This is a genomic window from Microcella daejeonensis (genome assembly GCF_026625045.1).
GTDB classification, from domain to species: domain Bacteria; phylum Actinomycetota; class Actinomycetes; order Actinomycetales; family Microbacteriaceae; genus Microcella; species Microcella daejeonensis.
The window spans coordinates 2,163,889-2,190,785 of sequence record NZ_CP113089.1 but is presented as its reverse complement, the minus strand read 5'-3'; the positions used below and the strand labels follow the sequence as shown (position 1 = coordinate 2,190,785).

Here is a 26,897-nt window from a genome sequence, read left to right as displayed (position 1 = left end):
GCTACGTGCCGGGCGCCGTGTTGGCCAGCCAGGCGTCGAGCTCGCTGGGCTCGTCGGTGATGATGCCGTCGACGCCGTAGTCGAGCGCCTCGCTCCAGCGCTCCTCGCTGTTGAGCGTGTAGAGCAGCAGCCCGTACCCGGCCTCGTGCATGCGGTCGACCACCCCCGGATCCTCCTCCACGGCCTGCAGGCGCGTGAGCACGGCGGCCGCGCGGTAGAACTCGGCGAGCCAGACGGGATCGAACTGCAGATCGCGCCGGATGATCACGCGCGGCAGGTTCGGTGCGGCATCCACCAGATGGTGCATCGTCGCGAAGGCGAAGCTCGCGAAGACGATGCGGCTCTGCACGCCGGCGGCGTAGATCTCGCGCACGAGCGGGCGGATCTCGTCGACCGACCACTCCCCCTTGAGCTCGACGAGGGCCTTCTTCTGCGAGCCGCGGAACAGCGCGATGAACTCGTCGAAATGCGGGATGCGCGTCCCCGCGTACTCGCCCGCGTACCAGCTGCCCGCATCGAGCGCCGAGAGCTGCGCCCACGTCAGCTCGGCCACGAGACCGGTGCCGTCGGTCGTGCGATCGACGGTCTCGTCGTGGATGATGACGGGCTCGCCGTCGAGGCTCTTCTGCACGTCGATCTCGACGTACTCCATCTCCGACTCCAGCACGGCGGCGATGGCGGGCAGCGTGTTCTCGGGCGCGGTGGCCCGATCGCCGCGGTGGCCCGCGATGAAGGCCGCGTCGCCCGGCTGCCGCAGCCCGCCGAACATGCTCTGCGCCTGCACGCTCGCGGCGTGCACCGAGGCGGCATCGGCGTCGACGCTCATCACGAGCACGAGGGCGACGGTCGCCGCGGCGGCGGCGATTGTGCGGTGCGCGGGATGCGCGGGCCGCCGTCGGGCGGGGCGCGCGCGGGGCTGCCGTGCGGGGCTCGGGTGGACGGGTTGCGGTGACGTCATCGGCACGCTCCCATGAGGGTCGGGGTGCCCGCGACGGTGCGGGTTCCGTCACCCTAGCCCACGGCGTTACCGTTCTGTGACCTGAAACGCCTTCGCGGGTTCGGCGCGTCGCGCGAGACCGATCATGCGACGACGGATGCCCGGCACGAGCATCCCGCCCCCGACGAGCGCGGCGAGACCCGCGAGCGCCGCGAGCACCGCACCGGCGTCGACCCGCACGCCCTCGAGGGCGCCCACCGCGGAGGCGGCGACCGGGTCGGCCCCGCTCGGGTCCACGGGCCCGCCGCTCGAGGTGCGGGCGGCGACCGCCGCGGCCTCCTCCTGCTCCTGCTGCTGCGCGGCGAGCGCCTCGCGGGTCCGCGCGATGCGGGTCTCCTCGGCGGCCTGCGCGGCCGCGAGCTCCTCGGCGCGCACGCGCTCCTCCTCGGCGATGCGCGCGGCTTCCGCCGCCGCGGCGGCCTCGGCCTCCGCCGCGACGCGCGCGGCCTCCGTGGCGGCGGCGTCGGCGGCCGCGCGCGATGCACCCGATGACGAGCCGCCGGGGCCGGAACCGGAGCCGGGAGCCGGAGCCGCCCCCGGGGCCGGGGCGGCCGGGAGCGCCCCGTAGGCGGCGAAGACCTGCACGCCCCAGGTGGTGCCGCCCGCGCTGAGGAAGGCGATGCCGACGTCGGTGTAGGCGCCCAGCATGTTCGCGCGGTGGCCGGAGGAGTTCCACCAGCCGTCGTGCATGGCCGAGCCCGAGGGGTAGCCCTGGGCGACGTTCTCGCCCACGCGGCTCCAGCCGCCCGGGATCTGGGTGCTGTAGTTCGGATTGTGCGCGAGCGTGCCGCTCGCCGCCATCTGCGCGGCCCAGGCGGCGGCGACGGCATCGAGCGAGCCGTTGCGCCGCAGCGCGCCGAGGCCGTTGGCCGCGCGGGCCTCGTTGAGGCGGGCCGCGATGACGCCCGACTCATCGGCGTGGGCCGGCGCAGCGGGGCCGGCGAGCACGAGGCCGGCGAGCAGCGTGACGAGCAGGGTCAGGGCGGCGAGGGCGCGCGCGAGCGCGGGACGGGCATCCGTCATGGTCGTTCTTCTCCCCCCGGAGAACGGTCGGTGCCGATCGGCACAGGATCGTCGCGGCTCAGCGGGCTCGGCCCGATACCGCGGTCTTCGCCATCGAGCTTGCCATGCCTTGGAAGATCACGCCATGGAACGGCAGGATCGAGGTCCAGTACAGGCGGCCCCCGAGCCCGGAGGGGAAGAAGATCGCGCGCTGCACGAGCCGCGAGCCGCCCCCGGGGCGGGGCTCGACGGAGAACTCGAGCCACGCGCGGCCCGGCACCTTCATCTCGGCGCGCAGGCGCAGGAACCGGCCGCGGTCGATCGTCTCCACGCGCCACCAGTCGAGGGCGTCGCCCGGCGCGAGCCGCTCGGGATCACGACGGCCCCGGCGCAGCCCCACGCCGCCGACGAGCTTGTCGAGCCAGCCGCGCGCAGCCCATGCCACGGGCCACGAGTACCAGCCGTTGTCGCCGCCGATGCCCTCGACGACGCGCCACAGGGCCTCGGGGGGCGCCGAGGAGTCGATCGTCTTGAGGTCGGTGAAGACGGTGTGCCCGCTCCAGTCGGGGTCGCTCGGCAGCAGGTCGCTCGGGGCGCCCTGCACCGCCGCATTGCGCCAGCTCGTCTCGACCTCGCCCTCGCGCATCTTGGCGAGGGCGTAGCGCACCGAGGTGCGGTAGCCGGTGAGCCCGCCCTCGGGCGGCGCGATGACGGCGTCGATGTCGTGCTCGCGCGCCACGGCGTCGTACTGCAGGCTCGAGATGATCGGCACGGCGAGCGAGCGCGGGATGGGCGTGACGAGGTTGACCCACTGGCTGGCCAGGTACGGCGTGAGCACCGGCAGGCTCGCGATGGGGCGCTGCTTGAGCCCGGCCTCGAGGGCGTAGCCGTTCATCATCTGCCCGTAGCGCAGCACGTCGGGGCCGCCGATGTCGAAGGTGCGGTTGACGTCGTCGGGCAGCTCGGCCGATTCGATCAGGTAGTGCAGCACGTCGCGCACGGCGATCGGCTGGATGAAGTTTCGCACCCACTTCGGCGCGGGCATGTACGGCAGCACCTCGGTCAGGTGGCGGATCATCTCGAAGCTCGCCGAGCCCGAGCCGATGACGACGCCCGCCTGCAGGGCGACCGTGGGCACTCCCGAGCTGAGCAGGATGTCGCCGACCTCCTTGCGGCTGCGCAGGTGGCGCGAGAGCGGGCCGTCGGGGTGCAGGCCGCCCAGGTAGACGATGCGGCGCACGCCCGCGGCCTTCGCGGCGTCGGCGACCGTGCGGGCGATCACCTGCTCGGTGCGCTCGAAGTCGCCGCTCGACGCCATCGAGTGCACGAGGTAGTAGACGACCTCGATGCCCTCGACCGCGGCGCGCACGTCGTCGGCGTGCTGCAGATCGCCCTGCGCCACCTCGACCTCGTCGCCCCACGGCACCTCGCGCAGCCGTGCCGCGTCGCGCACGAAGACCCGCACGTCGTGGCCCGCCTCGATGAGGCGAGGGACGAGCCGCCCGCCGATGTACCCCGTAGCTCCCGTGACCAGTACGCGCATCGCGCCAGGCTAGGGGCGAGTGCTGGGAGTGCGGTGCGGTCGCGGTGCGCCTCCCACCGCGCGCTCAGCCGCCGGTCCGCGGCGAGGCGCTCCCGGGCGCTCAGCAAAAGTCGTCGAAGAGGCGCCGCGGGCTCGCCGGGTCGGCGTTGTCGATGATGACCGAGGCGGCCCGCCGCGGGTTCGCCTCCTTCTCGTACAGGTACTGCCCCTCGGTGTAGCGCGGCGCCACCGAGTGCTCGCCGTCGCGCGCCCGCAGCCGGGCGTCGCGCACCTCCGGCGGCACGTCGAGCCAGATCGTCCAGTGCCAGAGCGTCCTCAGCTCGGGCCGGTGCAGGAAGATCCCGTCCAGCAGCAGCACCGCATCGCGCGGGATGCCGCTCTCGCGCTCGTCGACAGCGGAATCGCTCTCATGGTCGAACACGGCGGTCTCGACCTCTTCCGCCCCCGAGCGGAACGGCTCGACGAGCCGAGCCCGGAGCGCCCCGAGGTCGAACGAGTCGCGGTAGTAGCCCTCCGCCGACTCGCGTCCGCGCGCGTACCGCGCGCTGCGCGGCTGGTGGAACCCGTCGATCGAGGCGCGCACGACCGCGGCGCCGCGCGCTCGCAGCACGGGCGCCCAGCCGTCGGCGAACCGGGTCTTTCCCGCGCCGTCGACGCCGTCGATCGCGACGATGATGCGGCCGCGCGGGTGCAGGGCGAGCAGTTCGGTGCTGAGCGCGTCGAGGAGGGTGAGGCGGGCATCCGGCAGCGGCGTCGCGTCGGCGTCGGAGACCGGTTCGGCGGCGGGGTTCTCGCTCATGCGACCACCCTAGGCTGGCACCGTGGAGCCCGCCGATCGTCTGTCAGCCCTCGCGCAGGCGGTGATCGACTGGTTCGACGAGGCCGCGAGACCGCTGCCGTGGCGCGAGCCGGGATTCCCGGCGTGGGGCACGCTCGTGAGCGAGATCATGCTGCAGCAGACCCCCGTCGCGCGCGTCATCCCGCGCCTCGCGCAGTGGCTCGAGCGGTGGCCGACGCCCGACGCGCTCGCCGCCGACTCCCCCGCCGAGGCCGTGCGCGCGTGGGACCGTCTCGGCTACCCCCGCCGGGCCCTCGCCCTGCACGCGGCCGCCGTCGCCATCAGCGAGCGCCACGATGGCGTGGTGCCCCGCGAGGTGGATGCCCTGCTCGCCCTCCCCGGAATCGGCGACTACACCGCCCGCGCCGTCGCGAGCTTCGCCTACGGGGTGCGCGCGCCCGTCGTCGACGTGAACACCCGCCGGGTCATCGCCCGCGCGGTGAACGGTCTCGGCGAGGCCGGCCCCGCGCGCACCCGCGTCGACCTCGCGGCCATGGAGGCCCTGCTGCCCGCCGACCCGGAGCGCGCCCGCGCCCTCAACGGCGGCACCATGGAGCTCGGGCAGACGGTCTGCACCGCCCGCGCCCCGCGCTGCGAGGCCTGCCCGATCGCGCACCTCTGCGCCTGGCGCTCCGCGGGCTACCCGGCCTACGACGGCCCGGCCGCCCCGCGCCAGGCGAAGTTCGAGGGCAGCGACCGCCAGGTGCGCGGGCTGATCATGCGCGAGCTGCGGCAGTCCGACACCCCCGTGCCCGCCGAGGTCGTCGAGGCGCTCTGGCCCGACGCCGTGCAGCGCGAACGGGCTCTCGCAGGTCTGCTGCGCGACGGGCTCGCGCTCGGCTCGGCCGAGGAGGGCTACCGGCTCCCCGGCTCCTGACAGCCGACGCGATCGCCTCCCGGCCGTCGCGCAGACGCATCCGTGTCAGGATGCTGTGCAGAGGCCGTCCGCGGCCGCCCACCGTTCTCGCCCTCGCTCCGAGGGCCGCACCGCACGAGGAGACCCGCGATGACGCTCCCCACCTCCCCCACCCCGTCGGAGTCGACGCAGAAGCTCGGCAAGGTCGAGGGCGCGCTGCTCGGCGTGCTCGGGCTCATCGCCGTGCTCATCACCGGCGGCGCCGTCGCGATCAGCATCGTCTCGCTCGTCATCGGCGGCGGTCAGGTCGAGATCTTCACCGAGTAGTCGCGCTCGGGCCGGCGGCCGCCGGCGCGCGAAACGCTCCGCCACGGCGCAACGAGCAGCGCCCCCGGCGCGGCCTTCGCCGTATCGGGGGCGCTGCTCGTGCGTGATCAGTCCTCGTCGTCGCCGAGCTCGCGCGGCTTGACGTAGGGGTCGGGGTCGCCCGCGTACTCCGCGGCCTCCGCCTCGGCCAGCGTGCGGGCATCCCGCTCACGGGCCTCGCGCAGCAGCGCGTCGATCGCCATCGCGTTCTCGGGCACCCCGTCGAGGATGAACTCGAGCGAGGGGGTCAGGCGCGTGTTGAGATTGCGCCCCACCTCGGTGCGCAGCATGCCCGTGGCCGCCTTGAGGGCCGCGGCCGTGTCGGCGCGCTCCTCGTCGGAGCCGTAGACGGTGTAGAAGATGCTGGCGTGCTGCAGATCGCCGGTCACCTGCACGTCGGTGATCGTGGCGAAGCCCATGCGGGGATCGCGGATGCCGCGCTCCAGCCGCTTGGCGACGATCTCCTTGATGCGGTCGGCGACCTTCCGCACGCGAGGGCTCTCACCCATGGTCGTTCCCTTCACTGGGGAGGAGAGCGGCCCCCGTCGAACGACGGGGGCCGCGGAACCGGCGTCGATCAGACGCGCGGCTTCTCCTTCATCTCGATCGTCTCGATCTCGTCGCCGATCTGGATGTCGTTGAACTTGCCGAGACCGATACCGGCCTCGAAGTCCGTGCGCACCTCGGTGACGTCGTCCTTGAAGCGCCGCAGCGACTCGATGGCGAGGTTGTCCCCCACCACGACGCCGTCGCGGATGACGCGGGCCTTCGCGTTGCGCGTGATCGTTCCGCTGCGCACGATGACACCGGCGATGTTGCCGAACTTCGACGAGCGGAAGATCTCGCGGATCTCGGCGACGCCCGACTGCACCTCTTCGAACTCCGGCTTGAGCATGCCCTTGAGCGAGCTCTCGATCTCCTCGAGCGCCGCGTAGATGACGGAGTAGAAGCGGATGTCGACGCCCTCGCGCTGAGCGCGCTCGCGCGCCTTCGTGTCGGGGCGCACGTTGAAGCCCACGATGATCGCGTTGTCGATCGTCGCGAGGTTCACATCGCTCTCGGTCACCGCACCCACACCGCGGTGGATGATGCGCAGCTGCACGCTGTCGTCCACCTCGATCTTCATGAGCGACTCCTCGAGCGCCTCGACGGCACCCGACACGTCACCCTTGATGATGAGGTTGAGCGACTCGACCTTGCCGTCCTCGAGCGCCTTGGTGAAGTCCTCGAGGCTGATGCGCTTGCGGGCCTTGGCCAGCTGGGCGTTGCGCTCGGCGGCCTCGCGCTTCTCGGCGATCTGGCGCGCCGTGCGGTCGTCGTCGGTCACCAGGAAGGTGTCGCCGGCCTTCGGCACGCTCGAGAGACCCTGCACCGCGACGGGGCGCGAGGGGTAGGCCTCCTCGATCTTCTCGCCGTTCTCGTCGACCATCGCGCGGACGCGGCCGTAGGCCGTGCCGGCCACGATCGCGTCGCCGACGCGCAGCGTTCCCGACTGGATGAGCACGGTCGCGACCGCGCCGCGACCCTTGTCGAGGCGGGCCTCGATGGCGACGCCGCGAGCGGTGCGGGCCGGGTTGGCGCGCAGGTCGAGCCCGGCATCCGCCGTCAGCAGCACCGCGTCGAGCAGGGCGGGGATGCCCTTCCGCTGCAGCGCGGAGACGTCGACGAACATCGTGTCTCCGCCGTACTCCTCGGCGACGAGGCCGAACTCGGTCAGCTGCTGACGCACCTTGGCCGGGTTCGCGCCCTCCTTGTCGACCTTGTTGACGGCGACGACGATCGGCACCCCGGCGGCCTGGGCGTGGTTGAGCGCCTCGACCGTCTGGGGCATGATGCCGTCGTCCGCCGCGACCACGAGGATGGCGACGTCGGTGACCTGGGCACCACGGGCGCGCATGGCGGTGAACGCCTCGTGGCCCGGGGTGTCGATGAAGGTGATGGCGCGCTCGATCTCCTCGTGCTCCGTCCACACCTGGTACGCACCGATGTGCTGCGTGATGCCGCCGGCCTCGCCCGCGACGACGTTCGCCTCGCGGATGGCGTCGAGCAGCTTGGTCTTTCCGTGGTCGACGTGGCCCATGACGGTGACCACGGGCGGGCGGATAACGAGGTCCTCCTCGTTCTCCTCCTCGTCCAGGTCGATGTCGAAGCTCTCCAGGAGCTCCTTGTCCTCGTCCTCGGGCGAGACGATCTCGATGCGGTAGCCGAGCTCGGCGCCGAGCACCTCGAAGGTCGAGCCGTCGAGCGACTCGGTGGCCGTGGCCATCTCGCCGAGGTGGAACAGCACCGTCACGAGGTTGCCCGGGGGCACGTTCATGCCGCTGTGCTGCTCCAGCTTGTCGGCGAAGTCGGTGATCGAGGCGCCCTGGCGCAGGCGGATGACCTGCTTGCCGTCGCCGCGGGGAACGCTGACGCCGCCGACCGACGGAGCCTCCCGCATCTCGAACTCCTGCCGCTTCGTCCGCTTGGACTTGCGCGCCTTGCTCTTGCCGCCGCCGCGACCGAAGGCGCCGGCCGTGCCGCCGCCCGGTCCGCGACCGCGTCCGCCGCCGCCACCGGGGCGGGGGCCGCTGAAGCCGCCGCCCGGAGCGCCGCCGGGGCGCTGGAAGCCGGCACCGGGAGCACCGCCGGGACGGCCGGGGCCGCCCGTGCGGCCCTGGAAGGGCGTGTTGCCGCGGGGCGCGCCGGGGCGCGGGCTTCCGGGGCGGGGGGCGCCGGGACGCGGGGCGCCGGGACGCGGAGCCGTCGGACGCGGGATGGCGCCGCCACCGGGACGGGGCATGCCCTGCGACGACGAGAAGGGGTTGTTGCCCGGGCGGGCTGCGCCGGGGCGGGCCATGCCCTGCTGCGAGGCGAAGGGGTTGTTGCCGGGGCGGGGCGTGCCGGGCGCCGCGGAGGCGGGCTTCGACTCGCCGCCCTCGGCGGGCTTCGCCGCGGGAGCGGCCGGCGCGGCCGGAGCCGCAGGGGCCTCGGCGGCCGGAGCGGCGGGAGCCGCCGGCGCCTCAGCGGGCTTGGGGGCGGTGGGGGTCGCCGAGGGCTTCGCGGCGGCCGGCTTCGCAGCCGGCGCGGGCGCGGCGGCCTCGGGCTTCTTGGCGATGCCCGCGGCCTCGACGGCCTGCCGCAGCTTGCGGGCGACGGGGGGCTCGATGGTGCTCGAGGGACCCTTGACGAACTCGCCGAGCTCCTTGAGCTTCTCGAGGGCGACCTTGCTTTCGATGCCGAGCTCGCTCGCGATCTCGTGCACGCGTGGTTTTCCAGCCACTTCTTATCTCCTGTCTGGGATCCGCTCCCAGGCAGGGGCGGACCACTAGTAGTGGACGGGTCTCATTTCGAGCCGCTCATTAGTTGTCCATTGGCCGATCAGCCTGTTCTCTCGGGGATCCGGCGGATCCGATCACTGCCAGAACCGGGGCCGCATCGAGCGGACCCGCGACGCGCAGCGCCCGCCCGAAGGCCCGGCGCGACATCGCGGTCTCGATGCAGTCGCGGGTGGCATGCACCCACGCCCCTCGACCCGGCGACCGGGGCGAGGAATCCGGCACGGCCGTCTCGCCGCGGGCCACGACCCTCGTGAGAGAGCCCTGTGGCGCACGCCGACGGCAGCCGATGCACGTTCTGACGGGTTCCATCCTACCCCCTCGGTGTCGGGATGCTCATGATGGGCGTGTCGCGGGTGCGAGCTGCTCAGTCCTCCATGACGGAGTCGGGCTGAATATCGATCCGGGCCCCGGTGAGTTTCGCAGCGAGGCGGGCGTTCTGCCCCTCCTTGCCGATCGCGAGCGAGAGCTGGTAGTCGGGGACGAGAGCGCGCACCGCCTTCGTGGCGGGGTCGATGACGAAGGCGTCGGTGACCTTCGCGGGCGAGAGCGCCTGCTTGACGAAGGTCGCCAGGTCATCGCTGAAGTCGACGATGTCGATCTTTTCGTTGCCGAGCTCGTTCGTCACCGCGCGCACGCGCTGACCGAGCTCGCCGATGCAGGCTCCCTTGGCGTTGACGCCCGGAACGGTGGACCGCACCGCGATCTTGGTGCGGTGACCGGCCTCGCGGGCGAGGGAGGTGATCTCGACGGTGCCGTTCGCGATCTCGGGCACCTCGAGGGCGAAGAGCTTGCGCACCAGGGAGGGGTGGGTGCGGCTCACGGTGATCGACGGGCCCTTCATGCCCTTCGACACGCTCGTGACGTAGACACGGATGCGCCGTCCGTGGGCGTAGTCCTCGCCCGGCACCTGCTCCTCCGGCGGCAGGATCGCCTCGATCGACCCGAGGTCGATGTGGATCATGCGCGGGTTCGGCCCCTGCTGGATGACGCCGGCGATGATGTCGCCCTCGCGCCCCTTGAACTCGCCGAGCACCTTGTCGTCGCCGATGTCGCGCAGGCGCTGGTTGATGACCTGCTTCGCGGCGAAGGCGGCGATGCGGCCGAAGTCGTCGGGGCTGTCGGGGGCCTCCCCGATCAGCACACCCTCCTCGTCGAACTCGGGCGCGTACACCGTGACGTGGCCCGTCTTGCGGTCGAGCTCGACGCGGGGCTGCGGGGCGTCGGTGCCGCGCTCGTCGGACTGATCGGTGTGCTTGAGGTACGCGGTGAGGATGGCCTGCTCGATGATGGCCACCAGCTCGTCGAACGGGATCTCCCGCTCGCGCTCCATCATCCTCAGAACGGCAAGATCGATGTCCACGTCGGTACCTCCACTATTCGATTGGCGACGCCGGCCGCGCTGACGCAGGGCGGTCGGTCGCCCCCTACGGTACCCGAGAACCTCCGCGCCCTGCCCCGTGATAGGCCGCGCACCCATGCCGCCGGATGACTACTCTGACCGGATGGACGACCTCCTCGCCTCCCTCGAATCCGTCATCGCCGCTGCAGGCGGCACCCTCTGGAGCTGGCTGGTGCTCCCCGTCGTGATCGGGCTCGGCCTGTACTTCACGGTGCGCACCGGGGTCGTGCAGCTGCGGATGATCCCCGCGATGTTCTCCACGCTGACCGACCGCACCCCCGCCGACGCCGACGGCCGCCCGCAGTCGATCTCGGCGTTCGGGGCCTTCACCGTCAGCGCCGCCTCCCGGGTCGGGGTGGGCAACATCGCCGGCGTCGCCACGGCCCTCGCGGTGGGCGGCCCGGGCGCGATCTTCTGGATGTGGACGATGGCCTTCATCGGCGGGGCGTCCTCCTTCATCGAGTCCACCCTCGGCCAGCTCTACAAGACGAAGGATTCCGAGGGCTTCCGCGGCGGCCCGGCGTACTACATGCAGCGGGGTCTCGGGCAGCGCTGGATGGGGATCCTCTTCGCCGTCCTCCTCATCACCTGCTTCCCCTTCGTCTTCTCGAGCGTGCAGGCCAACACCATCACGGCGACCGTCACCGGCGCCGTCGGCGCCGAGGCCCCGGGATGGATCCCGTGGGCCGTCGCCGGCACCCTCGCCGTGCTCACGGCGCTCGTCATCTTCGGCGGCATCCGGCGCATCGCGAGCGTCACGCAGGCCATCGTCCCCGCGATGGCGCTTCTCTACCTGCTCATCGGCCTCGTGATCGTCGGCATCAACGTCGGCGAGGTGCCGCGGGTCTTCGCCGAGATCTACGGAAGCGCCTTCGACCCGTCCTCGGTCGCGGGCGGCGCGATCGGCACGATCATCCTCGTCGGCGTGCAGCGCGGCATGTTCTCGAACGAAGCCGGGCTCGGTTCCGCGCCGAACGCGGGGGCCTCGGCCGCGGTGACCCATCCCGTCAAGCAAGGGCTCGTGCAGACCCTCGGCGTCTACTTCGACACCTTCCTCATCTGCTCGATCACGGCGTTCATCATCCTCGTGACGAACCCCGACCTCTCGGCCGCCGAGCGCGGCGTCGACCTCACCCAGCAGGCCATCGTCACGACGCTCGGCAGCGGGGCGGGCATCCTGCTCGCCGTCGTGATCTTCCTCCTCGCGTTCAGCTCGATCCTGGGCAACTACTACTACGGCGAGTCCAACCTGGCCTTCATCACCTCCAGCGCGACTGCTCGCCGGGTGTACCGCGTTCTCGTGATCGCCGCCGTGGTGATCGGCGCGGTCGTGTCGACCTCGCTCGTCTGGACGACGGCCGACCAGGTGATGGGCCTGATGGCGCTTGTCAACCTCACCGCTATCGCGCTGCTCTCGGGAGTCGCTCTGAAGCTGCTGCGCGACTATCGCGCGCAGCGCGCAGAGGGACGCGACCCGGTCTTCACCCGCGACCGCCTGCCCGAGGTGCGCGGCGTCGAGCAATGGCAGGACGAGCTCAGCGTCACGGGCCCGATCCCCACGACCCGGGCGAAGGACGCCGTGCACGCAGGCACGCAGAAGGCCCCCCGCCGGTAAGGCGAGGGGCCCGGTCGCGCGGGGTCGAGCGGGTCAGCCGCGCCAGACCTGCATGACGGAGGGGCGCGGTGCGGCGGGCGCCTGGCCGGGGCCGGGCACGCCGTAATCGGGGAAGAGGGAGGTGGGGGCATCCCATGCGCCGTCCTCACCCGGATGCTGGACGGCGACCAGCACCATGCCCTCCGCGTTGCGGATGACCGGTCCGCAGACCTCCGCGTCGCGCGGAACGGAGAGGAACTGCTGCACGCGACCGCGCTCCGCGCCCTCGAGGGGCACCTTGAACAGGCCGTCGTTCCGGCGGATCGTGCTCGGGGCCCCGTCGGTCGAGATCCAGAGGTTGCCCTCGGAGTCGAAGGCGACGTTGTCGGGGCAGGAGATCGGCGACACGCGATCCGCCGGGAAGCCGGCGAAGTAGGTGAGGGCCGCCCCGGCGGGGTCGCCGCAGAGCAGCAGGATGCTCCACCGGAACGTGCGACCGCCCGCGCCCTGCTCCTCCTCGAGCTCGATGACGTGCCCGTCGCGGTTCGCCAGGCGGGGGTTGGCCTCGTCGACCGGCACGGCCGTCCCGCGCTGGGTGTTGTTCGTGCAGGCGATGTAGACGCGGCCCGTCGTCGGGTGCGGCTCCACGTCCTCGCAGCGATCCATCTTGGTCGCCCCGACGGCATCGGCGGCCAACCGGGTGTGCACGAGCACCTCGTCGAGCGTCATGCCGGGGACGGCGCTCGCGCGTCCGCGCGTGAGCGGGATCCACTCCCCGACGCCGTCGAAGGCGCCGTCGGAGGGCAGGCGCCCCGAGCCGTCGATCTCCGCGGCGGGCGAGTCGCCGGAGAACCGGGCGACGAAGAGGTCGCCCTCGGTGAGCAGTCGACGATTGTTGCGGCGGGCGGCCTGGCCGACCCCGCGGTCCATGCGGAACCGCGAGACGAACTTGTAGAGGTAGTCGCCGCGCTCGTCGTCGCCCATGTAGGCGACGACGCGACCATCGTCGTCGACGCGCACGTTCGCCCCCTCGTGCTTGAAGCGCCCCATGGCGGTGTGCTTGACGGGGGTCGAGGTCGGATCCTGCGGGTCGATCTCGACGATCCAGCCGAAGCGGTTCGGCTCGTTCTCGGAGCCGGCCGCGCGGGCGTCGAAGCGGGAGTCCCAGGTCTCCCAGCCGGTGGAGGTGGGGCTCTCGCTGAAGCCGTAGCGCGCGCGCTCGGGGCTCGACGCCGAGGCGACGAAGTACCCGTTGAAGTTCTCCTCGCCCGAGAGGATGGTGCCCCACGGCGTCGTGCCCCCCGCGCAGTTCCCGAGGGTGCCGAGCACCACCCGGCCCCCGGGGTCGGCGGCGGTGCGCAGCAGCGAGGAGCCGCGCGCGGGGCCCTCGACCGCGAAGGGCGTCGTCACCGTGATGCGGCGGTTGCGGGCGCCGCCCACGACGGTGCGCCAGGGGGCGCCGACGGAGTCGCGCACGACCTCGACGACGCTCAGACCCTGCGCGGCCTGGAAGATCTCGCCGCGCCGGCGGAGCTCGGCGGGGTCGTCGCTCGGCGGGAACATGATCGCCGGGTTGACGTACTCGTGGTTGGCGACGAGCACGCCCGTGAGCCCGGAGGGGTCGACGAGGATGTCGAGGTAGTCGTTGTTGTACCCGAACTGCCGCGCCTGGGCGGCCGCGCTCTGGGCGCCGATGTCGAAGATCGGGGCGTCGGCGAAGAGCGGGTCGCCCCAGCGGATGAGGGGCTGCCAGCGGTATCCGTTCGGCACGACGACCGCATCGATCGTCGCGTCGACGGGCGCGATGGGGTCGAACGGGAGCCCGCCGGGGCCGGGGCTCGCCGCGGCCGAGCCGCTCGTGCCCGAGGCGGCCGCGATCGTGAGCGCCCCCGCGGCCGCGCCGCCGAACAGCGACCGACGGCTGAAGGCCGCCGCAGCGATCGAGCGGAACGTCGGGTTGCCCGAGGTGTTGCACTCGGGGCGATCGCAGGCGTCGGCGCACTTCAGCCGGCAGGTCACCGGCGATCGCTTGCCCCGGGCGTGCGCGGCGATCGGCAGCATGGTCCGCTCCCCCGTGGAGACGGCCGTTGCTCGGTCGGGCGTGATGGTCATCGTGGTGCTCCCCTCGAACGCGTGAGGGTTCGAGCGTGGACCCGTGGGCAGACCGGTCGGTGCCCACCGCATGAACGGCGGATGGCGCGCCGATGACCCGCCGGTGAACCGATCAGCCTCGTTCGGGGGGTCTAGCCCGCGGCGCGCACGGCGTCGAGCACCTCGTGCAGGGCGATGTCGCGGCGCTCCCCCGATCGACGATCCCAGAACTCGACGACGCCCTCGGCGGCGTTGCGCCCGACGATCACGACGAGCGGCACGCCGATGAGCTCGGCATCGCCGAACTTCACGCCGGGTGAGACCTTCGGACGATCGTCGTACAAGGTGTCGAGCCCGATGCCGTCGAGCTCGGAGACGAGCGTCTCGGCGATCCCGTAGACCGCCGGGTCCTTGCCGGTCGCCACGACGTGCACGTCGAAGGGCGCGACGCTGCGGGGCCAGATCAGGCCGCGCTCGTCGTGATTGCCCTCGGCGATCGCCGCCAGGATGCGCGTCACGCCGATGCCGTACGAGCCCATCGTGACGGTGACGAGCTTGCCGTTCTCGTCGAGCACCTTGAGATCGAGCGCCTCGGCGTACTTGCGGCCGAGCTGGAACACGTGGCCGATCTCCATGCCGCGGGCGAGCTCGACCGGTCCGCTGCCGTCGGGCGCCGGATCCCCCTCGCGCACCTCGGCGATGTCGGCGATGCCGTCGGCGATGAAGTCGCGCCCGGCCACGAGGGAGAGCACGTGCTTCTCGGGCAGGTTCGCGCCGGTCATCCAGGCGGTGCCGTCGCCCACCCGGGGGTCGACCAGGTACCGGATGCCCGTGACCGAGGTCTCACCGAGCACGGCGCCCTCGGGCGACCACGGGCCGATGTAGCCCTTGACGAGCCCGGGGTTCCTCGCGAAGTCCTCATCGCCCGCCGCCGAGACCTCGGCGGGGGCGAAGGCCACCTCGGCGCGCTTCATGTCGACCTCGCGGTCGCCCGGCAGGCCGACGACGACGAGCTCGACGTCGCCCTCGAGGGTGCGCAGGCGCAGGACGACGTTCTTGAGGGTGTCGGCCGCCTCCCACGGACGGTCGGCACGCGGCTGCACCTCGTTCGCCAGCGCGACGAGCGTGGCGATCGTGGGCGTGCCGGGGGAATCGAAGACGAGGGGCTCGGCGAGCCCGTCGACGGGGAGGGGCTCGGCGCGCGGCGCGCGGTACGCCTCGACGTTGGCCGCGTAGCTGCCGGCCGAGCGCACGAAGGTGTCCTCCCCCACCGCGGTGGGGTGCAGGAACTCCTCGCTGCGCGAGCCGCCCATGGCGCCGGCGTCGGCGTGCACGATCACGTACTCCATGCCCAGACGGCTGAAGATGCGCTCGTAGGCGTCGCGCTGCGCCTGGTACGAGAGGTCGAGACCGGCGTCGGTGTAGTCGAAGGAGTAGGCGTCCTTCATCGAGAACTCGCGCCCGCGCAGCAGGCCGGCGCGGGGCCGGGCCTCATCGCGGTACTTGTCCTGGATCTGGTAGATCGAGAGCGGCAGATCCTTGTAGCTCGAGTAGAGATCCTTCACCAGCAGCGTGAAGACCTCCTCGTGCGTCGGGGCGAGCAGGTAGTCGGCGCCCTTGCGGTCCTGCAGGCGGAAGAGGCCGTCGCCGTACTCGACCCAGCGCCCGGTGCGCTCGTAGGGCTCGCGCGGCAGCAGTGCCGGGAAGTGCACCTCCTGCGCGCCGGCGGCCGCCATCTCCTCGCGGATGATCTGCTCGATGCGCCGGCGCACCTTGAGCCCGAGCGGCAGCCAGGCGAACACGCCCGGCGCCTGCCGGCGGATGTAGCCGGCCCGGACGAGCAGGCGATGGCTGGCCACCTCGGCGTCGGAGGGGTCGTCGCGGAGCGTGCGGACGAAGAGCTGGGAGAGGCGCGTTGTCACCCGCCCACACTACTTCGTGCGGGGCACCTCGACCCGCGGCGTGGCGCACCGGTGGCGGTGCCCCCCGAACGGGGGAGAATGGGTGTCGGCCTGCGAGCGACGGCAAGGGGGGCTTGGGTCGCTCGCAGGCCCTTCCCGCGCGCCGGGCGCGCGGGAAACCTGCGGACCGGGTGGACTCGGCACGACGTGCGCGCAAGACCGGGCGCCGCCCCCCGGCGCCCCGCTTCGAGTGACGTCACCCGACCGCTGGGTTCAGGCTAGCGGCGCGGTGCGCATGCCGGTCAGTCCCCCAAGAGGGGGACCGCACGACGGGATGCCCTTCAGGTCGCGCGCGTCGACGCTCAGGCCGTGACGACCTCGGGCGAACCCAGCTCGCCGGCCGGCATCTCGGCGGCGAGACGGTTGGCCTCCTCGATGAGGGTGGCCACGATCTCGCTCTCGGGCACGGTCTTGATGACCTCGCCCTTGACGAAGATCTGACCCTTGCCGTTGCCGGAGGCCACACCGAGGTCGGCCTCCCGCGCCTCGCCCGGGCCGTTCACGACGCAGCCCATGACGGCGACGCGCAGCGGCACGGTCATGCCCTCGAGGCCCTTCGTCACGTCCTCCGCGAGGGTGTAGACGTCGACCTGCGCGCGGCCGCAGGAGGGGCAGGACACGATCTCGAGCTTGCGCTCGCGCAGATTGAGGCTCTCGAGGATCTTCAGACCCACCTTGACCTCCTCGGCCGGCGGGGCCGAGAGCGAGACGCGGATGGTGTCGCCGATGCCCTCGCCCAGCAGGATCCCGAACGCCGTGGCGCTCTTGATCGTGCCCTGGAACGCGGGGCCGGCCTCCGTGACGCCGAGGTGCAGCGGCCAGTCGCCCCGCTCGGCGAGCTGGCGGTAGGCCTTCACCATGACGATCGGGTCGTTGTGCTTGACCGAGATCTTGAAGTCGTGGAAGTCGTGCTCCTCGAACAGGCTCGCCTCCCAGACGGCGCTCTCCACGAGCGCCTCGGCGGTGGGCTTGCCGTACTTCTGCAGCAGCCGGGGATCGAGCGAGCCCGCGTTGACGCCGATGCGCAGGCTCACGCCCGCATCCTTCGCGCGCTTCGCGATCTCGCCGACCTGGTCGTCGAACTTGCGGATGTTGCCCGGGTTCACGCGGACGGCCGCGCAACCGGCGTCGATGGCCTGGTAGACGTACTTCGGCTGGAAGTGGATGTCGGCGATGACCGGGATCTGGCTCTTCTTGGCGATGATGTGCAGCACGTCGGCGTCGTCCTGGCTCGGCACCGCGACGCGCACGATGTCGCAGCCGCTCGCCGTGAGCTCGGCGATCTGCTGCAGCGTGCCGTTGATGTCGGTCGTCGGCGTCGTCGTCATCGACTGCACGCTCACCTGGGCGTCGCCGCCGACGAGGACCTTGCCGACCTTGATCTGGCGCGACTTGCGGCGGGGGGCGAGCACCTCGCGGGCCTTGGGCATTCCGAGGTTGACTGCAGGCACGATGACTCCATTTTCGATGGTTCACGACGGTCGAGCCGCCGACGGGTACGTCGTCAGACTAGGGCACGGCGCTGAACGCGACCCGGAGCGGCGGCTCCGTCGCGGCGCGCACCTCCTCGACCGTCACGCCCTCGGCGAGCTCGATCAGATCGAGGCCGTCGTCGGTCACGTCGATGACCGCGAGGTCGGTGATGATGCGGTCGACGACGCGCCGTCCGGTGAGCGGCAGCGAGCACTCGTGCACGATCTTGGGCGAGCCTTCCTTCGCCACGTGCTCCATCAGCACGATCACGCGGCGCGCGCCGTGCACGAGGTCCATCGCGCCTCCCGGCCCCTTGACCATGCGCCCGGGGATCATCCAGTTGGCCAGGTCGCCGGCGGCCGAGACCTGCATCGCGCCGAGGATGGCGGCGTCGATCGCGCCCGAGCGGATCATCCCGAAGCTCGCCGCGGAGTCGAAGAAGGCCGCGCCCGGCAGCACGGTCACGGTCTCCTTGCCCGCGTTGATGAGATCGGGGTCGACGGCGCCCTCGCCGGGGTACGGGCCCACGCCGAGGATGCCGTTCTCGGACTGCAGCACGACCTCGATGCCCGGCGGCACGTGATTGGGAACGAGGGTCGGCAGCCCGATGCCGAGGTTGACGTACGAGCCGTCGACGAGCTCGCGCGCGGCGCGCGCCGCCATCTGCTCGCGGGTGAGCGCCATCAGCGCGCCCCCGCCCCGGTCGCGGCCGCGCGCGTGGTGCGGCGCTCGATGCGCTTCTCCACCTGCTCGCCCACCTCGATGACGTGATCGACGTGGATGCCCGGCAGATGCACCGCGTCCGGATCGAGCTCCCCCGGCTCGACGAGCCGCTCGACCTGCGCGATGGTCACGCGCCCCGCCATCGCCGCGAGCGGCGAGAAGTTGCGGGCGGAGCGGGCGAAGACGAGATTGCCGTGCCGGTCGCCGAGGGCCGCGTGCACGAGGGCGTAATCGGTCGTGATGGCCTCCTCGAGCACGAACTCCCCCTCAAGCCCGCGGTAGGTGAAGGCCCGCACCTCCTTCGGCGCGGAGGCCAGCGCGATGCTGCCATCGGGGGCGTACCGGCGGGGCAGTCCGCCCTCGGCGACCTGCGTGCCGACCCCGGTCTGCGTGAAGAAGGCGGGGATGCCGGCGCCGCCGGCGCGCAGCTTCTCGGCGAGCGTGCCCTGCGGCGTCAGGTTGACCTCGAGCTCGCCGGAGAGGAACTGCCGCTCGAACTCCTTGTTCTCACCGACGTAGGAGGAGGTCATGACGGCGATGCGGCGCGCGGCGAGCAGCACGCCGAGCCCCCAGTCGTCGACGCCGCAGTTGTTGCTCACGATCCGCAGGCGATCGGCGCCCTGCTCGAGGAGCGCCTGGATGAGCACCATCGGGATGCCGCACAGTCCGAAGCCGCCGACGGCGATGCTCGCGCCGCTCGGGATGCCGGCGACCGCGTCCCGCGCGGTCGGGACGGTCTTGTCGATGGCCATGGCGCACCTCTCCTGGGTGGGCGCCGCCCGTGCCGGGGTCTCCGACAGAACCGCACGCCCTCGTGCCCCGCGTGCGCGGCCCCCACCCGGGCGGGGTTTCCGCGCTACGGTGGCGGCTGCCGCCGCGTTCAGCCGAACGGTATCGGCGGCCCGGCGACGCTGTCAATGCCCGCCCTCGAGAGCGCGAAGGAGCACTCCATGACCGACGACATCGTGATCGTCTCCGCCGCCCGCACGCCGTTCGGACGCGTCCGCGGCGCCCTCTCCCCGCTCACGGGGGTGGACCTCGGCGCCCTCGCCGTGCGCGGGGCGCTCCGACGGGCCGGGCTCGACCCCGCGGCGGTCGACGCCGTCGTCATGGGCCAGGTGCTGCAGGCCGGCGCCGGGCAGAACCCCGCCCGGCAGACGGCGGTGGGGGCGGGCATCCCGCTCACGGTGCCCTCGGTCGCCGTCAACTCGGTCTGCCTCTCGGGCGCGCGCGCCGTCATCGATGCGGCGCGGATGCTCCTCGCGGGCGACGCGGACGCCGTGGTCGCCGGCGGGCAGGAGTCGATGACCCGCGCTCCGCACCTGCTGCCCGGCAGCCGGCTCGGCTGGGCCTACGGCACCGTGGCGGCGCTCGACCACGCCGCGCACGACGGCCTCACCGACGCGATCAGCGGCCGCTCCATGGGCGAGGCCACGGAGGCCGACGTGGCGGTGCTGGGTCTCGGCCGCGCGGAGCAGGACGCCATCGCCGCGGACTCGCACCGGCGGGCGGCGGCCGCGGCGGGCGATGGCGTGCTCGCCGCCGAGCTCGAGCCCGTGACCATCGCCGGGCGCAGGGGCGACACCGTCGTCGACGCCGACGAGGGGATCCGCCCCGACACCACCGTCGAGACGCTATCGGCGCTGCGCCCGGCCTTCGCCGCCGAGGGCACCATCACCGCCGGGAACGCCTCGCCGCTGAGCGACGGCGCCGCCGCGGTGATCGTCGCCCGGGCCTCGTGGGCCCGCGAGCAGGGCCTGCCCGTGCTCGCGCGCATCGCCGGCTGGGCGCACGTCGCCGGGCCCGACACCTCGCTGCACGGGCAGCCGGCGCGCGCCATCCGGCGCGCGGCGGATCGTGCGGGATGGGGCATCGAGACGCTCGACCACCTCGAGATCAACGAGGCCTTCGCCGCCGTCGCCCTGCAGTCGGCGCGCGACCTCGGGGTCGACCTGGCGCGGGTGAACCCGCACGGCGGGGCGATCGCCCTCGGGCATCCCATCGGCGCATCGGGCGCGCGCCTCGTCGCGCACGCCGCGCACGTGATCGCCGCCGGCGGGGCGCGCCGGGCGGCGATCGCGCTCTGCGGCGGCGGCGGTCAGGGCGACGCGCTGCTGCTCGAGACCGCCTGAGACGGCCGCCGGAGGGGCGGCGGCTAGAAGATGCTGACCGGGTTGACGATGTCGGCGTAGATCAGCAGGGCGCTCATCGCGCCGAGCACGAGCACCACGGCGAGCGTGATCGGCACGAGCCGCGCGGTATCGATGGGGCCGGGCTCGGGGCGACCGAAGAGCTTCGCGATGCGGCGACGCAGCCCCTCCCAGAGCGCGCCGGCGACGTGCCCGCCGTCGAGCGGCAGCAGCGGGATGAGGTTGAAGACGAAGAGCGCCACGTTGAGCGAGGCGAGCACGCCTGTGATGTTCGCGATGCGGTCGACGACCGGGATGGTGTCGAGGCTCGCGATCTCCCCCGCGATGCGCCCGACGCCGACGACGCTGATGGGGCCGTTCGGGTCGCGCTCCTCGGTGCCGAAGGCCGCCTGGGCCACGTCGATCATGCGCTGCGGCAGCGAAATGATGATCTCGACCACCCGCACGATGTTGTCGCCGACGGCCGGCAGCACCTCGGTGATCGGCTGCCGGACGGTCTCGAACGCGGCACCGACGCCGACGAAGCCGACCTCCTCGAGCACGGGCTCGCCGTCGGGGCCCTCGACGACCTCGCCGTCGACGACCGCGAAGCGCTCCGTCAGCAGGGGCGTCACGGTCACGGTGAGGGGCGCGCCCTCGCGCTCGATCTCCACCGAGAGCGGCTCCCCCGCCGACGGTCGCACGGCGCCGGTGACGTCGTCCCAGCTCTCGACGGCCTCACCGTCGATCGCGACGATGCGGTCGCCCGGCAGCAGCCCGGCCTCGGCGCCGGGAGAGGCGGCATCGCCCGGGGCGCACTCCTGGCGCTCGCTCGAGGCGGGCAGCACGCACTCGTTGACGCTGCCGATCGTCGTCGACAGCTGCGGGATCCCGAAGCCCATGAGCAGCACGCCGTAGAGCACGACCGCGATGACGAGGTTCATGAACGGGCCGCCGAGCATGATGATGACGCGCTTGAGCACCGGGAGGCGGTAGAAGGCCCGCTGCTCCTCGCCCTCGACGATGGTGTCGGCCGAGGCGGTGCGGGCATCCTGCACCAGGGTCTGGAAGAAGCCCGTCGAGGCGGTGCGCGCGCGCCCGCCCTCCTTCACCGGCGGGTACATGCCCGACATCGAGATGTAGCCGCCGAGCGGGATCCACTTGAGCCCGTACTCGGTCTCGCCGCGACGGCGCGAGACGATCGTCGGGCCGAAGCCGATCATGAACTGCCCGACGCGCACCCCGAACCACTTGGCGGGGGCGAAGTGACCGAGCTCGTGGAGGGCGATCGACACGGCGAGGCCGACGACGATGGAGAGCACGCCGACGATGTACAGCACGATCTCCACGGCGACACTGTAGCCGCGCTCGCACCGCCGGAGCCTGAGGGCGGCCTGCGGAGCGTCTCGGCCCTCTCATCCGGCGCGGGTACGCTCGACCACCGTGCACCAGACATCGAACGACGGCGCCACGACCGACGGCGCCACGACCGACGGACGCATCGGCGCGCTCGTCGCCGGTCGCTACCGCATCGACCGGCTCATCGGCCGCGGGGGCATGTCGACGGTGTACGAGGCGGCCGACCAGAACATCCCCCGACGGGTGGCGCTCAAGGTCTTCCGACCGGAGCTGACCGACGACGACGACATGCGCCGGCACGAGGGCGAGGTCGGCATGCTCGCCTCGCTCAACCACCCGGGCCTCGTGACGCTCTTCGACGCCGTGGCCGACGACGACGGCAGCGCCGTGCTCGTGCTCGAGCTCGTCACGGGCGGCGACATGCGCACCGCGATGGATGCCGGACCGCTGTCGAGCAGCGAGGTCGCGGTGATCGGGGCCGCCGTCGCCGACGCGCTCTCCTACAGCCACGATCGCGGCATCGTGCACCGCGACGTCAAGCCGGGCAACATCCTCGTGCCGGAGCGCGAGAGCGCCGACACCGGCGCCCGCGCCAAGCTCGCCGACTTCGGCATCGCTCGACTCATCGACGAGACGCGCATGACGGCCACGGGCTCCGTGCTCGGCACCGCCCACTACCTCAGCCCCGAGCAGGCCGTCGGCGGGGCGGTCGGGCCCGCGAGCGACGTCTACAGCCTCGGACTCGTACTGCTCGAGGCGCTCACGGGCGAGCGGGCCTTCCCGGGCTCCGGTGTCGAGTCGGCCGCCGCCCGGCTTGCGCGCGATCCCCTCCTGCCGGCCCGACTCGACCCCGCGTGGGCCGAGCTCCTCCGCGGCATGACAGCGCGCGAGCAGGATGCCCGTCTCACCGCACGCGAGGCCGCCGAGCGCCTGCGCGCCGTGGCCGCGATCCCGGCGCTCCCCCCGGCGCGCGATGAGGGGCTCGACCCGACGCTCCGCCTGCCCGTGGCCGCGCCGAGCACGGGCGCCGACCTGCCGACGGCGGCGATGGGCGCCGCCGGGGCCGACCCCGAGACGGCGCAGCACGCCGATCGATCGAGCCCGACCGCCGCCACCGTCGCCCTGTCCTCGGCCCTCCCGGCGCCCCCTCCCCCCGCTCCGGGCTCCCGGCCCGCCCGTCCCGAGGCGACGACGCCGTCCCAGAGCGACTCGACCGCACCGCGCACGGCCGACCGGCCCGAGACGGGCGCGATGACGGCGCTCCGTCGGCATCCCGTCGTCGCGATCGGCGGCATCGCCGCCTCCCTGCTCGTCGTGGGGATCGCCCTGGCCGCGCTCTTCGGAACGACGACCGGCTCGGCGGCGCGCGTGGACGCGGACACCCCGCCGGAGTACGCCGTCGTCGACGGGACCCTGGGTGAGCATCTCGAGCAGCTGCAGAGGAGCGTGGAACCATGACCGACCGCATCCCGAGCCGACGGCCCCGCGCGGCGCGCTCGCGCGCCGCCGCCGCCCTCGTCATCGCCGCATCGCTCGTGCTCGCCGGCTGCGCCGGATCGGGCTACGACGCCGAGACCGCCCTCGGGCTGCAGGAGCGGGTTGCCGCCGTCAGCACCGCGGCGGCGGGGGGCGACTGGTCGACGACGGAGACCGAGCTCATGGAGCTCGAGACCGCCGCGCAGACCGCCCTGGCCCGCGGCGAGATCACGCAGGCCCGCGCCGACGCGATCGCCGCTGCTATCGCCCTCGTGCGCGCCGACGTCACCGCCGCGCTGGACGCCGAACGCGCGGCCGCCGAGCAGGCCGCCGCCGAGGAGGCCGCCGCTGCCGAGGCCGCGCGCGTCGCCGCGGAGCAGGCCGCCGCGGAGGAGGCCGCCCGCGACGAGGAGCGGGGCAACGGCGGCAAGGGCAAGAAGGACGACGAGGACGACGACTAGCCGTCGCGCCGCTCGACCTCGGCGGTCGAGCGCGACCGCGGTCGAGGGCGCTCGCCCGCGGCCCGCTCAGTCATCGGCGGGCGCGCGGAGCACGACCTCGAAGGTCTCGCCGAGGAGGCGTCCTCCGTCGAAGAGCGGCTCCTCCTCCAGGGTGTCGAGAACGCGCCGGTCCTGCGCAGCAGCCGCGATCCCGCGATCGCGCGCCGTGCGCGAGGGCCATTCGATCACCGAGACCACGACCGACTCCGCATCGCGCGCCCCCGCGGCATCGGCGAGGCCGCGCAGCTCGCCCTCGGCGTAGACCGCGCCCTCCGCGTGGAAGTCCTCCGGGCGAGCGCGCTCGCCCGCCTGCCAGTACTCGACGATGCGGGTCGCGCCGTGATCGCGGTACACCGCGGCCATGCGCGCCGAGAAGGCGCGGTAGGCCTCCTGGCGATCGCGCGGCACGGGCACCATCGTGATGTCGGCGAACGTCATGAGCGGCTCCTCCGGATCGGGCGCCCCGCGGGCGAGCATGACCCATCGTGCTGCATGGGCACCGGCCCGGGACGGGTCGCCGGGGCTCTCCTAGCCGGCGCCCCGCGCGATGAGCGCGTCGGCGGCCGCCCGCGCCTCGATCTCGGCCCCGAGCACTCCATCGAGCGTCATCGGCTGGGGCTCGTGCGCATCCACCACGGCGGTCACCACGTCGAGGATGCCGAGATAGCCGATGCGGCCGTCGTGGAAGGCGTGGACGGCCTGCTCGTTGGCCGCGTTGTAGGCCGCCGGGTAGGTCGCGCCGGCCATCCCGACCCGCTTCGCGAGCGCCACGGCCGGGAACGCCTCCTCGTCGAGCGGCGCGAAGGTCCACGTGCTGGCGGTCGTCCAGTCGAGGGGCGCCCCGACGCCGGCGACGCGATGCGGCCAGTCGAGGCCGAGCGAGATCGGCAGGCGCATGTCGGGCGGCGAGCACTGGGCGATCGTCGAGCCGTCGACGAACTCGACCATCGAGTGCACGATCGACTGCGGGTGCACGGTCACCTCGATGCGGTCGTACGGCACGTCGAACAGCAGGTGCGCCTCGATCACCTCGAGGCCCTTGTTGACGAGGGTCGAGGAGTTGGTCGTGATGACGCGCCCCATGTCCCAGGTGGGATGCGCGAGCGCCTCCGCCGGGGTGACGGCGGCGAGCGAGGCGCGGTCGCGCCCGCGGAACGGGCCGCCGCTCGCCGTCAGCACCAGCCGGCGGACGTCGGCGTGCGTGCCCGCGAGGAGCGCCTGCGCGATCGCGGAGTGCTCGCTGTCGACGGGCACGATCTGCCCCGGCCGCGCCCGCGCGGTGACGAGCTCGCCACCGACGATCAGGCTCTCCTTGTTCGCGAGCGCGAGCACACGACCGGCGTCGAGCGCCGCGAGGGTCGGCGCGAGCCCGACCGAGCCGGTGATGCCGTTGAGCACGACGTCGCAGGCCACGTCGCGCACGAGCTCGGCGGCCTGCTCGGCTCCGAGGGCGACGTGCTCGACGCCGAACGCGCGCGCCTGCTGCTCGACGAGCTCGCGGTTGCGGCCGGCCGCGAGGCCGACGACGCGGAACCGCTCGGGGTTGGCCGCGACCACCTCCAGCGCCTGGACGCCGATGGAGCCGGTCGAGCCGAGGATGATGATGTCGCGCATGGTCTCATCCTGCCCGACGCGAGCCGGGCATCCCCCCGCCGCTACTGGACGGCGAGGATGTCGACGATGAAGACGATGGTGTCCTCCGCGCCGATCGAGCCGTCGGGCGTGCCGCCCGAGGGGCCGTAGCCGAGCTCGGGCGGGATGACGGCGATGACCTGGCTGCCGACCTGCTGGCCGACGAGCGCGTCGCGGAAGCCCGGGATGACGCCGCTGGTCGGGAAGCTCGCGGGCTCGCCGCGCTCCCAGCTCGAGTCGAAGACCTCGCCGGTGTTCCAGTTGTAGCCGGTGTAGTGCACGACGACGGTGGCGCCCTCGGCGACCTCCTCGCCCTCGCCCTGGATGAGCGTCGCGAGCTGGAACTCGGCCGGCGGCTCCTCGTCGGGGATGGTGACGGTCGGCTGGCCGTCCTCGGCGAGCTCGACCTCGGGCAGGCCGGCGGGCGCCTCCTGCGGCTCGCCCTCGGCGCGCTCGAGCGGCTCGGGCGCGATGCCGATGACATCGGCGACGACGACGAGCGACTGCTCGGCCTCGAGACCGAACTGGGGCTGACCCTCGGCGCCGAAGGCCTCGGCGGGCGGGATGACGCCGACGACGCGCGAGCCCTCGGTCACGCAGCCGATGGTCTTCGACAGCCCCGCGAGCAGCTGCGAGTCGGTGTCGACGAGCACGCTCACCGGGGGCTGGTCGCCGAAGCCGGTGGTCTCGATCTCCTCGCCCGTGCCGCCGTTGACGATCGTGTAGTGGATGGTGAGGGTGTCGCCCTCCTCGATGGCCTCGCCGTCGCCCTCGACGAGCACCGTGCGCTCCGTCTCGGTCGGCTCGAGCGGCCCCTCGAAGGTGATGGTCGGCAGGGCGCCGGCCTCGCCCTCGACGGTCACGGCGTCGGACGAGGTGCCGGCCGCGGTGGGCACGCACTCCTCGGCCGCGGTCTCGCCGTCGACCTCCGCATCGGAGTCGGCGGGAGCGCAGGCCGCGAGGCCCGCGACGAGCGCGAGGGAGAAGAGGATGGCGGGGGTGCGGCGCACGAGATGTCCTTTGCTGTCGGCGAGCACGAAGTCCCCATCCTCGCACGGGCGGGCTATGCGCTCCCTCCACGACGGCCGGGCATCCGCGGCGCGATGCGCGGACGGCGGCGAGGTCGACGGCGCGGTCGGCGGCCGGTTCAGGCCTCGGCGATGAGGATGCGCGGCTCGTGCCGCACCGGGAAGCTCACCGAGTTCGCGATGAAGCACAGCTCGCCCGCCCGGGCGTGGGCCGCCATCGCCCGGCGCGCATCCCCCTCGTCGTGATGGGCGGCGAGCGTGACGACGGGATGCAGGACCGCCCCGACCATGCGGCCGCCGAGCCCCTCGGTGCGCAGCGTGCCGCTCGCGGCATCGCGGTACGCGACCACGACGAGACCCTCGGTGGTGGCGACGTGCAGGTAGCTCAGCAGGTGGCACTGCGCGAGGGCGGCCACGAGCATCTCCTCCGGATTCCAGCGATCGGCCTCGCCGCGGAAGGGGCGCGCCGCCGACCCCGCGATGGCGTGCTGCTTGCCCTCGGCCCGTACATCGTGGTCGCGGCCGTAATCGCGGTACCCGGTCGTGCCGCCCTCCCGGGCCCCCGTCCAAGTGATCTCGACGGCGAAGCCGTGCTCCGGATCCATGACGC

The 26,897-nt window shown here is 73.0% G+C and carries 24 protein-coding genes; 6 read left to right on the top strand and 18 right to left on the bottom strand.

Going from position 1 to position 26,897, the window contains the following annotated elements:
- Position 1: 1 nt before the first annotated feature.
- The 4 genes from OVN18_RS10615 to OVN18_RS10600 form a co-directional block, all read right to left on the bottom strand.
- On the bottom strand, positions 2 to 958 hold the full coding sequence (locus OVN18_RS10615) for a glycerophosphodiester phosphodiesterase (RefSeq protein WP_267780748.1): 957 nt from the start codon (positions 956 to 958) through the stop codon (positions 2 to 4).
- Positions 959 to 1,024: 66 nt separating this feature from the next.
- Positions 1,025 to 2,020 carry a CAP domain-containing protein gene (locus tag OVN18_RS10610; RefSeq protein ID WP_267780747.1) on the bottom strand — a complete coding sequence of 332 codons (996 nt, stop codon included), beginning with the start codon at positions 2,018 to 2,020 and terminating at the stop codon, positions 1,025 to 1,027.
- A 58-nt stretch (positions 2,021 to 2,078) separates the two neighbouring features.
- The gene (locus OVN18_RS10605) at positions 2,079 to 3,542 is read right to left on the bottom strand and encodes an SDR family oxidoreductase (protein ID WP_267780746.1); all 1,464 of its coding nucleotides are present in this window, start codon (positions 3,540 to 3,542) and stop codon (positions 2,079 to 2,081) included.
- A 100-nt stretch (positions 3,543 to 3,642) separates the two neighbouring features.
- Positions 3,643 to 4,341, bottom strand: a complete 699-nt coding sequence (locus OVN18_RS10600; protein WP_267780745.1) for a nucleoside/nucleotide kinase family protein — start codon at positions 4,339 to 4,341, stop codon at positions 3,643 to 3,645.
- Positions 4,342 to 4,381: 40 nt separating this feature from the next.
- Between OVN18_RS10600 and OVN18_RS10595 the strand changes: the two genes are divergently transcribed.
- Positions 4,382 to 5,257 (top strand): HhH-GPD family protein, encoded by an 876-nt coding sequence (locus tag OVN18_RS10595; RefSeq protein WP_267783008.1) that lies wholly within the window; start codon positions 4,382 to 4,384, stop codon positions 5,255 to 5,257.
- A gap of 129 nt (positions 5,258 to 5,386) precedes the next feature.
- On the top strand, positions 5,387 to 5,563 hold the full coding sequence (locus OVN18_RS10590; protein WP_267736993.1) for a hypothetical protein: 177 nt from the start codon (positions 5,387 to 5,389) through the stop codon (positions 5,561 to 5,563).
- 107 nt (positions 5,564 to 5,670) lie between these two features.
- Here OVN18_RS10590 and rbfA read toward each other — a convergent pair whose 3' ends face one another.
- The 4 genes from rbfA to nusA all read right to left on the bottom strand — a co-directional run bounded on the left by rbfA (position 5,671) and on the right by nusA (position 10,282).
- Complete coding sequence (rbfA, locus tag OVN18_RS10585; RefSeq protein WP_168915541.1) at positions 5,671 to 6,111, bottom strand: 30S ribosome-binding factor RbfA; 441 nt, start codon at positions 6,109 to 6,111, stop codon at positions 5,671 to 5,673.
- A gap of 68 nt (positions 6,112 to 6,179) precedes the next feature.
- Positions 6,180 to 8,864: a translation initiation factor IF-2 gene (gene infB / locus OVN18_RS10580; RefSeq protein WP_267780744.1), complete on the bottom strand. Its 2,685-nt coding sequence runs from the start codon at positions 8,862 to 8,864 to the stop codon at positions 6,180 to 6,182.
- 79 nt (positions 8,865 to 8,943) lie between these two features.
- Complete coding sequence (locus OVN18_RS10575; protein WP_267736992.1) at positions 8,944 to 9,231, bottom strand: YlxR family protein; 288 nt, start codon at positions 9,229 to 9,231, stop codon at positions 8,944 to 8,946.
- A 55-nt stretch (positions 9,232 to 9,286) separates the two neighbouring features.
- Positions 9,287 to 10,282 (bottom strand): transcription termination factor NusA, encoded by a 996-nt coding sequence (gene nusA, locus OVN18_RS10570; RefSeq protein WP_267780743.1) that lies wholly within the window; start codon positions 10,280 to 10,282, stop codon positions 9,287 to 9,289.
- 142 nt (positions 10,283 to 10,424) lie between these two features.
- On the opposite strand from nusA, the gene OVN18_RS10565 reads away from it, so the two are divergent.
- Positions 10,425 to 11,936 carry an alanine/glycine:cation symporter family protein gene (locus OVN18_RS10565; RefSeq protein ID WP_267780742.1) on the top strand — a complete coding sequence of 504 codons (1,512 nt, stop codon included), beginning with the start codon at positions 10,425 to 10,427 and terminating at the stop codon, positions 11,934 to 11,936.
- 33 nt (positions 11,937 to 11,969) lie between these two features.
- Here the strand turns inward: OVN18_RS10565 and OVN18_RS10560 are convergent, their stop codons facing one another.
- The 5 genes from OVN18_RS10560 to OVN18_RS10540 all read right to left on the bottom strand — a co-directional run bounded on the left by OVN18_RS10560 (position 11,970) and on the right by OVN18_RS10540 (position 18,915).
- On the bottom strand, positions 11,970 to 14,027 hold the full coding sequence (locus tag OVN18_RS10560) for a PhoX family protein (RefSeq protein ID WP_267780741.1): 2,058 nt from the start codon (positions 14,025 to 14,027) through the stop codon (positions 11,970 to 11,972).
- Between the two features lie 131 nt (positions 14,028 to 14,158).
- Positions 14,159 to 15,928: a proline--tRNA ligase gene (locus OVN18_RS10555; RefSeq protein ID WP_267780740.1), complete on the bottom strand. Its 1,770-nt coding sequence runs from the start codon at positions 15,926 to 15,928 to the stop codon at positions 14,159 to 14,161.
- 341 nt (positions 15,929 to 16,269) lie between these two features.
- Positions 16,270 to 17,418, bottom strand: a complete 1,149-nt coding sequence (gene ispG, locus OVN18_RS10550) for a flavodoxin-dependent (E)-4-hydroxy-3-methylbut-2-enyl-diphosphate synthase (RefSeq protein ID WP_267736988.1) — start codon at positions 17,416 to 17,418, stop codon at positions 16,270 to 16,272.
- A 58-nt stretch (positions 17,419 to 17,476) separates the two neighbouring features.
- Positions 17,477 to 18,124 (bottom strand): CoA transferase subunit B, encoded by a 648-nt coding sequence (locus OVN18_RS10545; RefSeq protein ID WP_267780738.1) that lies wholly within the window; start codon positions 18,122 to 18,124, stop codon positions 17,477 to 17,479.
- Positions 18,124 to 18,915 carry a CoA transferase subunit A gene (locus OVN18_RS10540; RefSeq protein WP_267780737.1) on the bottom strand — a complete coding sequence of 264 codons (792 nt, stop codon included), beginning with the start codon at positions 18,913 to 18,915 and terminating at the stop codon, positions 18,124 to 18,126. The genes OVN18_RS10545 and OVN18_RS10540 overlap by 1 nt, the downstream gene beginning before the upstream one ends.
- Before the next feature lie 198 nt (positions 18,916 to 19,113).
- Here OVN18_RS10540 and OVN18_RS10535 point away from each other — a divergent pair, with 198 nt between their 5' ends.
- Complete coding sequence (locus tag OVN18_RS10535; RefSeq protein ID WP_267780736.1) at positions 19,114 to 20,295, top strand: acetyl-CoA C-acyltransferase; 1,182 nt, start codon at positions 19,114 to 19,116, stop codon at positions 20,293 to 20,295.
- A 23-nt stretch (positions 20,296 to 20,318) separates the two neighbouring features.
- Here the strand turns inward: OVN18_RS10535 and OVN18_RS10530 are convergent, their stop codons facing one another.
- Positions 20,319 to 21,635 carry a M50 family metallopeptidase gene (locus OVN18_RS10530; RefSeq protein ID WP_267783006.1) on the bottom strand — a complete coding sequence of 439 codons (1,317 nt, stop codon included), beginning with the start codon at positions 21,633 to 21,635 and terminating at the stop codon, positions 20,319 to 20,321.
- A gap of 100 nt (positions 21,636 to 21,735) precedes the next feature.
- Here OVN18_RS10530 and OVN18_RS10525 point away from each other — a divergent pair, with 100 nt between their 5' ends.
- Positions 21,736 to 23,109 carry a serine/threonine-protein kinase gene (locus OVN18_RS10525; RefSeq protein ID WP_267780735.1) on the top strand — a complete coding sequence of 458 codons (1,374 nt, stop codon included), beginning with the start codon at positions 21,736 to 21,738 and terminating at the stop codon, positions 23,107 to 23,109.
- Entirely contained in the window at positions 23,106 to 23,588 is a 483-nt protein-coding gene (locus tag OVN18_RS10520) for a hypothetical protein (protein WP_267780732.1), read from the top strand. The genes OVN18_RS10525 and OVN18_RS10520 overlap by 4 nt, the downstream gene beginning before the upstream one ends.
- A 66-nt stretch (positions 23,589 to 23,654) precedes the next feature.
- Here the strand turns inward: OVN18_RS10520 and OVN18_RS10515 are convergent, their stop codons facing one another.
- The 4 genes from OVN18_RS10515 to OVN18_RS10500 all read right to left on the bottom strand — a co-directional run bounded on the left by OVN18_RS10515 (position 23,655) and on the right by OVN18_RS10500 (position 26,892).
- Positions 23,655 to 24,065 carry a DUF1428 domain-containing protein gene (locus OVN18_RS10515; protein ID WP_267736982.1) on the bottom strand — a complete coding sequence of 137 codons (411 nt, stop codon included), beginning with the start codon at positions 24,063 to 24,065 and terminating at the stop codon, positions 23,655 to 23,657.
- A gap of 90 nt (positions 24,066 to 24,155) precedes the next feature.
- Entirely contained in the window at positions 24,156 to 25,241 is a 1,086-nt protein-coding gene (locus tag OVN18_RS10510; RefSeq protein ID WP_267736981.1) for a 1-deoxy-D-xylulose-5-phosphate reductoisomerase, read from the bottom strand.
- Positions 25,242 to 25,282: 41 nt separating this feature from the next.
- The gene (locus OVN18_RS10505; protein WP_267736980.1) at positions 25,283 to 26,296 is read right to left on the bottom strand and encodes an FKBP-type peptidyl-prolyl cis-trans isomerase; all 1,014 of its coding nucleotides are present in this window, start codon (positions 26,294 to 26,296) and stop codon (positions 25,283 to 25,285) included.
- A gap of 110 nt (positions 26,297 to 26,406) precedes the next feature.
- A complete protein-coding gene (locus tag OVN18_RS10500; protein ID WP_267780731.1) occupies positions 26,407 to 26,892 on the bottom strand; it encodes an OsmC family protein in 486 nt (161 codons plus the stop codon).
- Positions 26,893 to 26,897 lie beyond the last annotated feature (5 nt).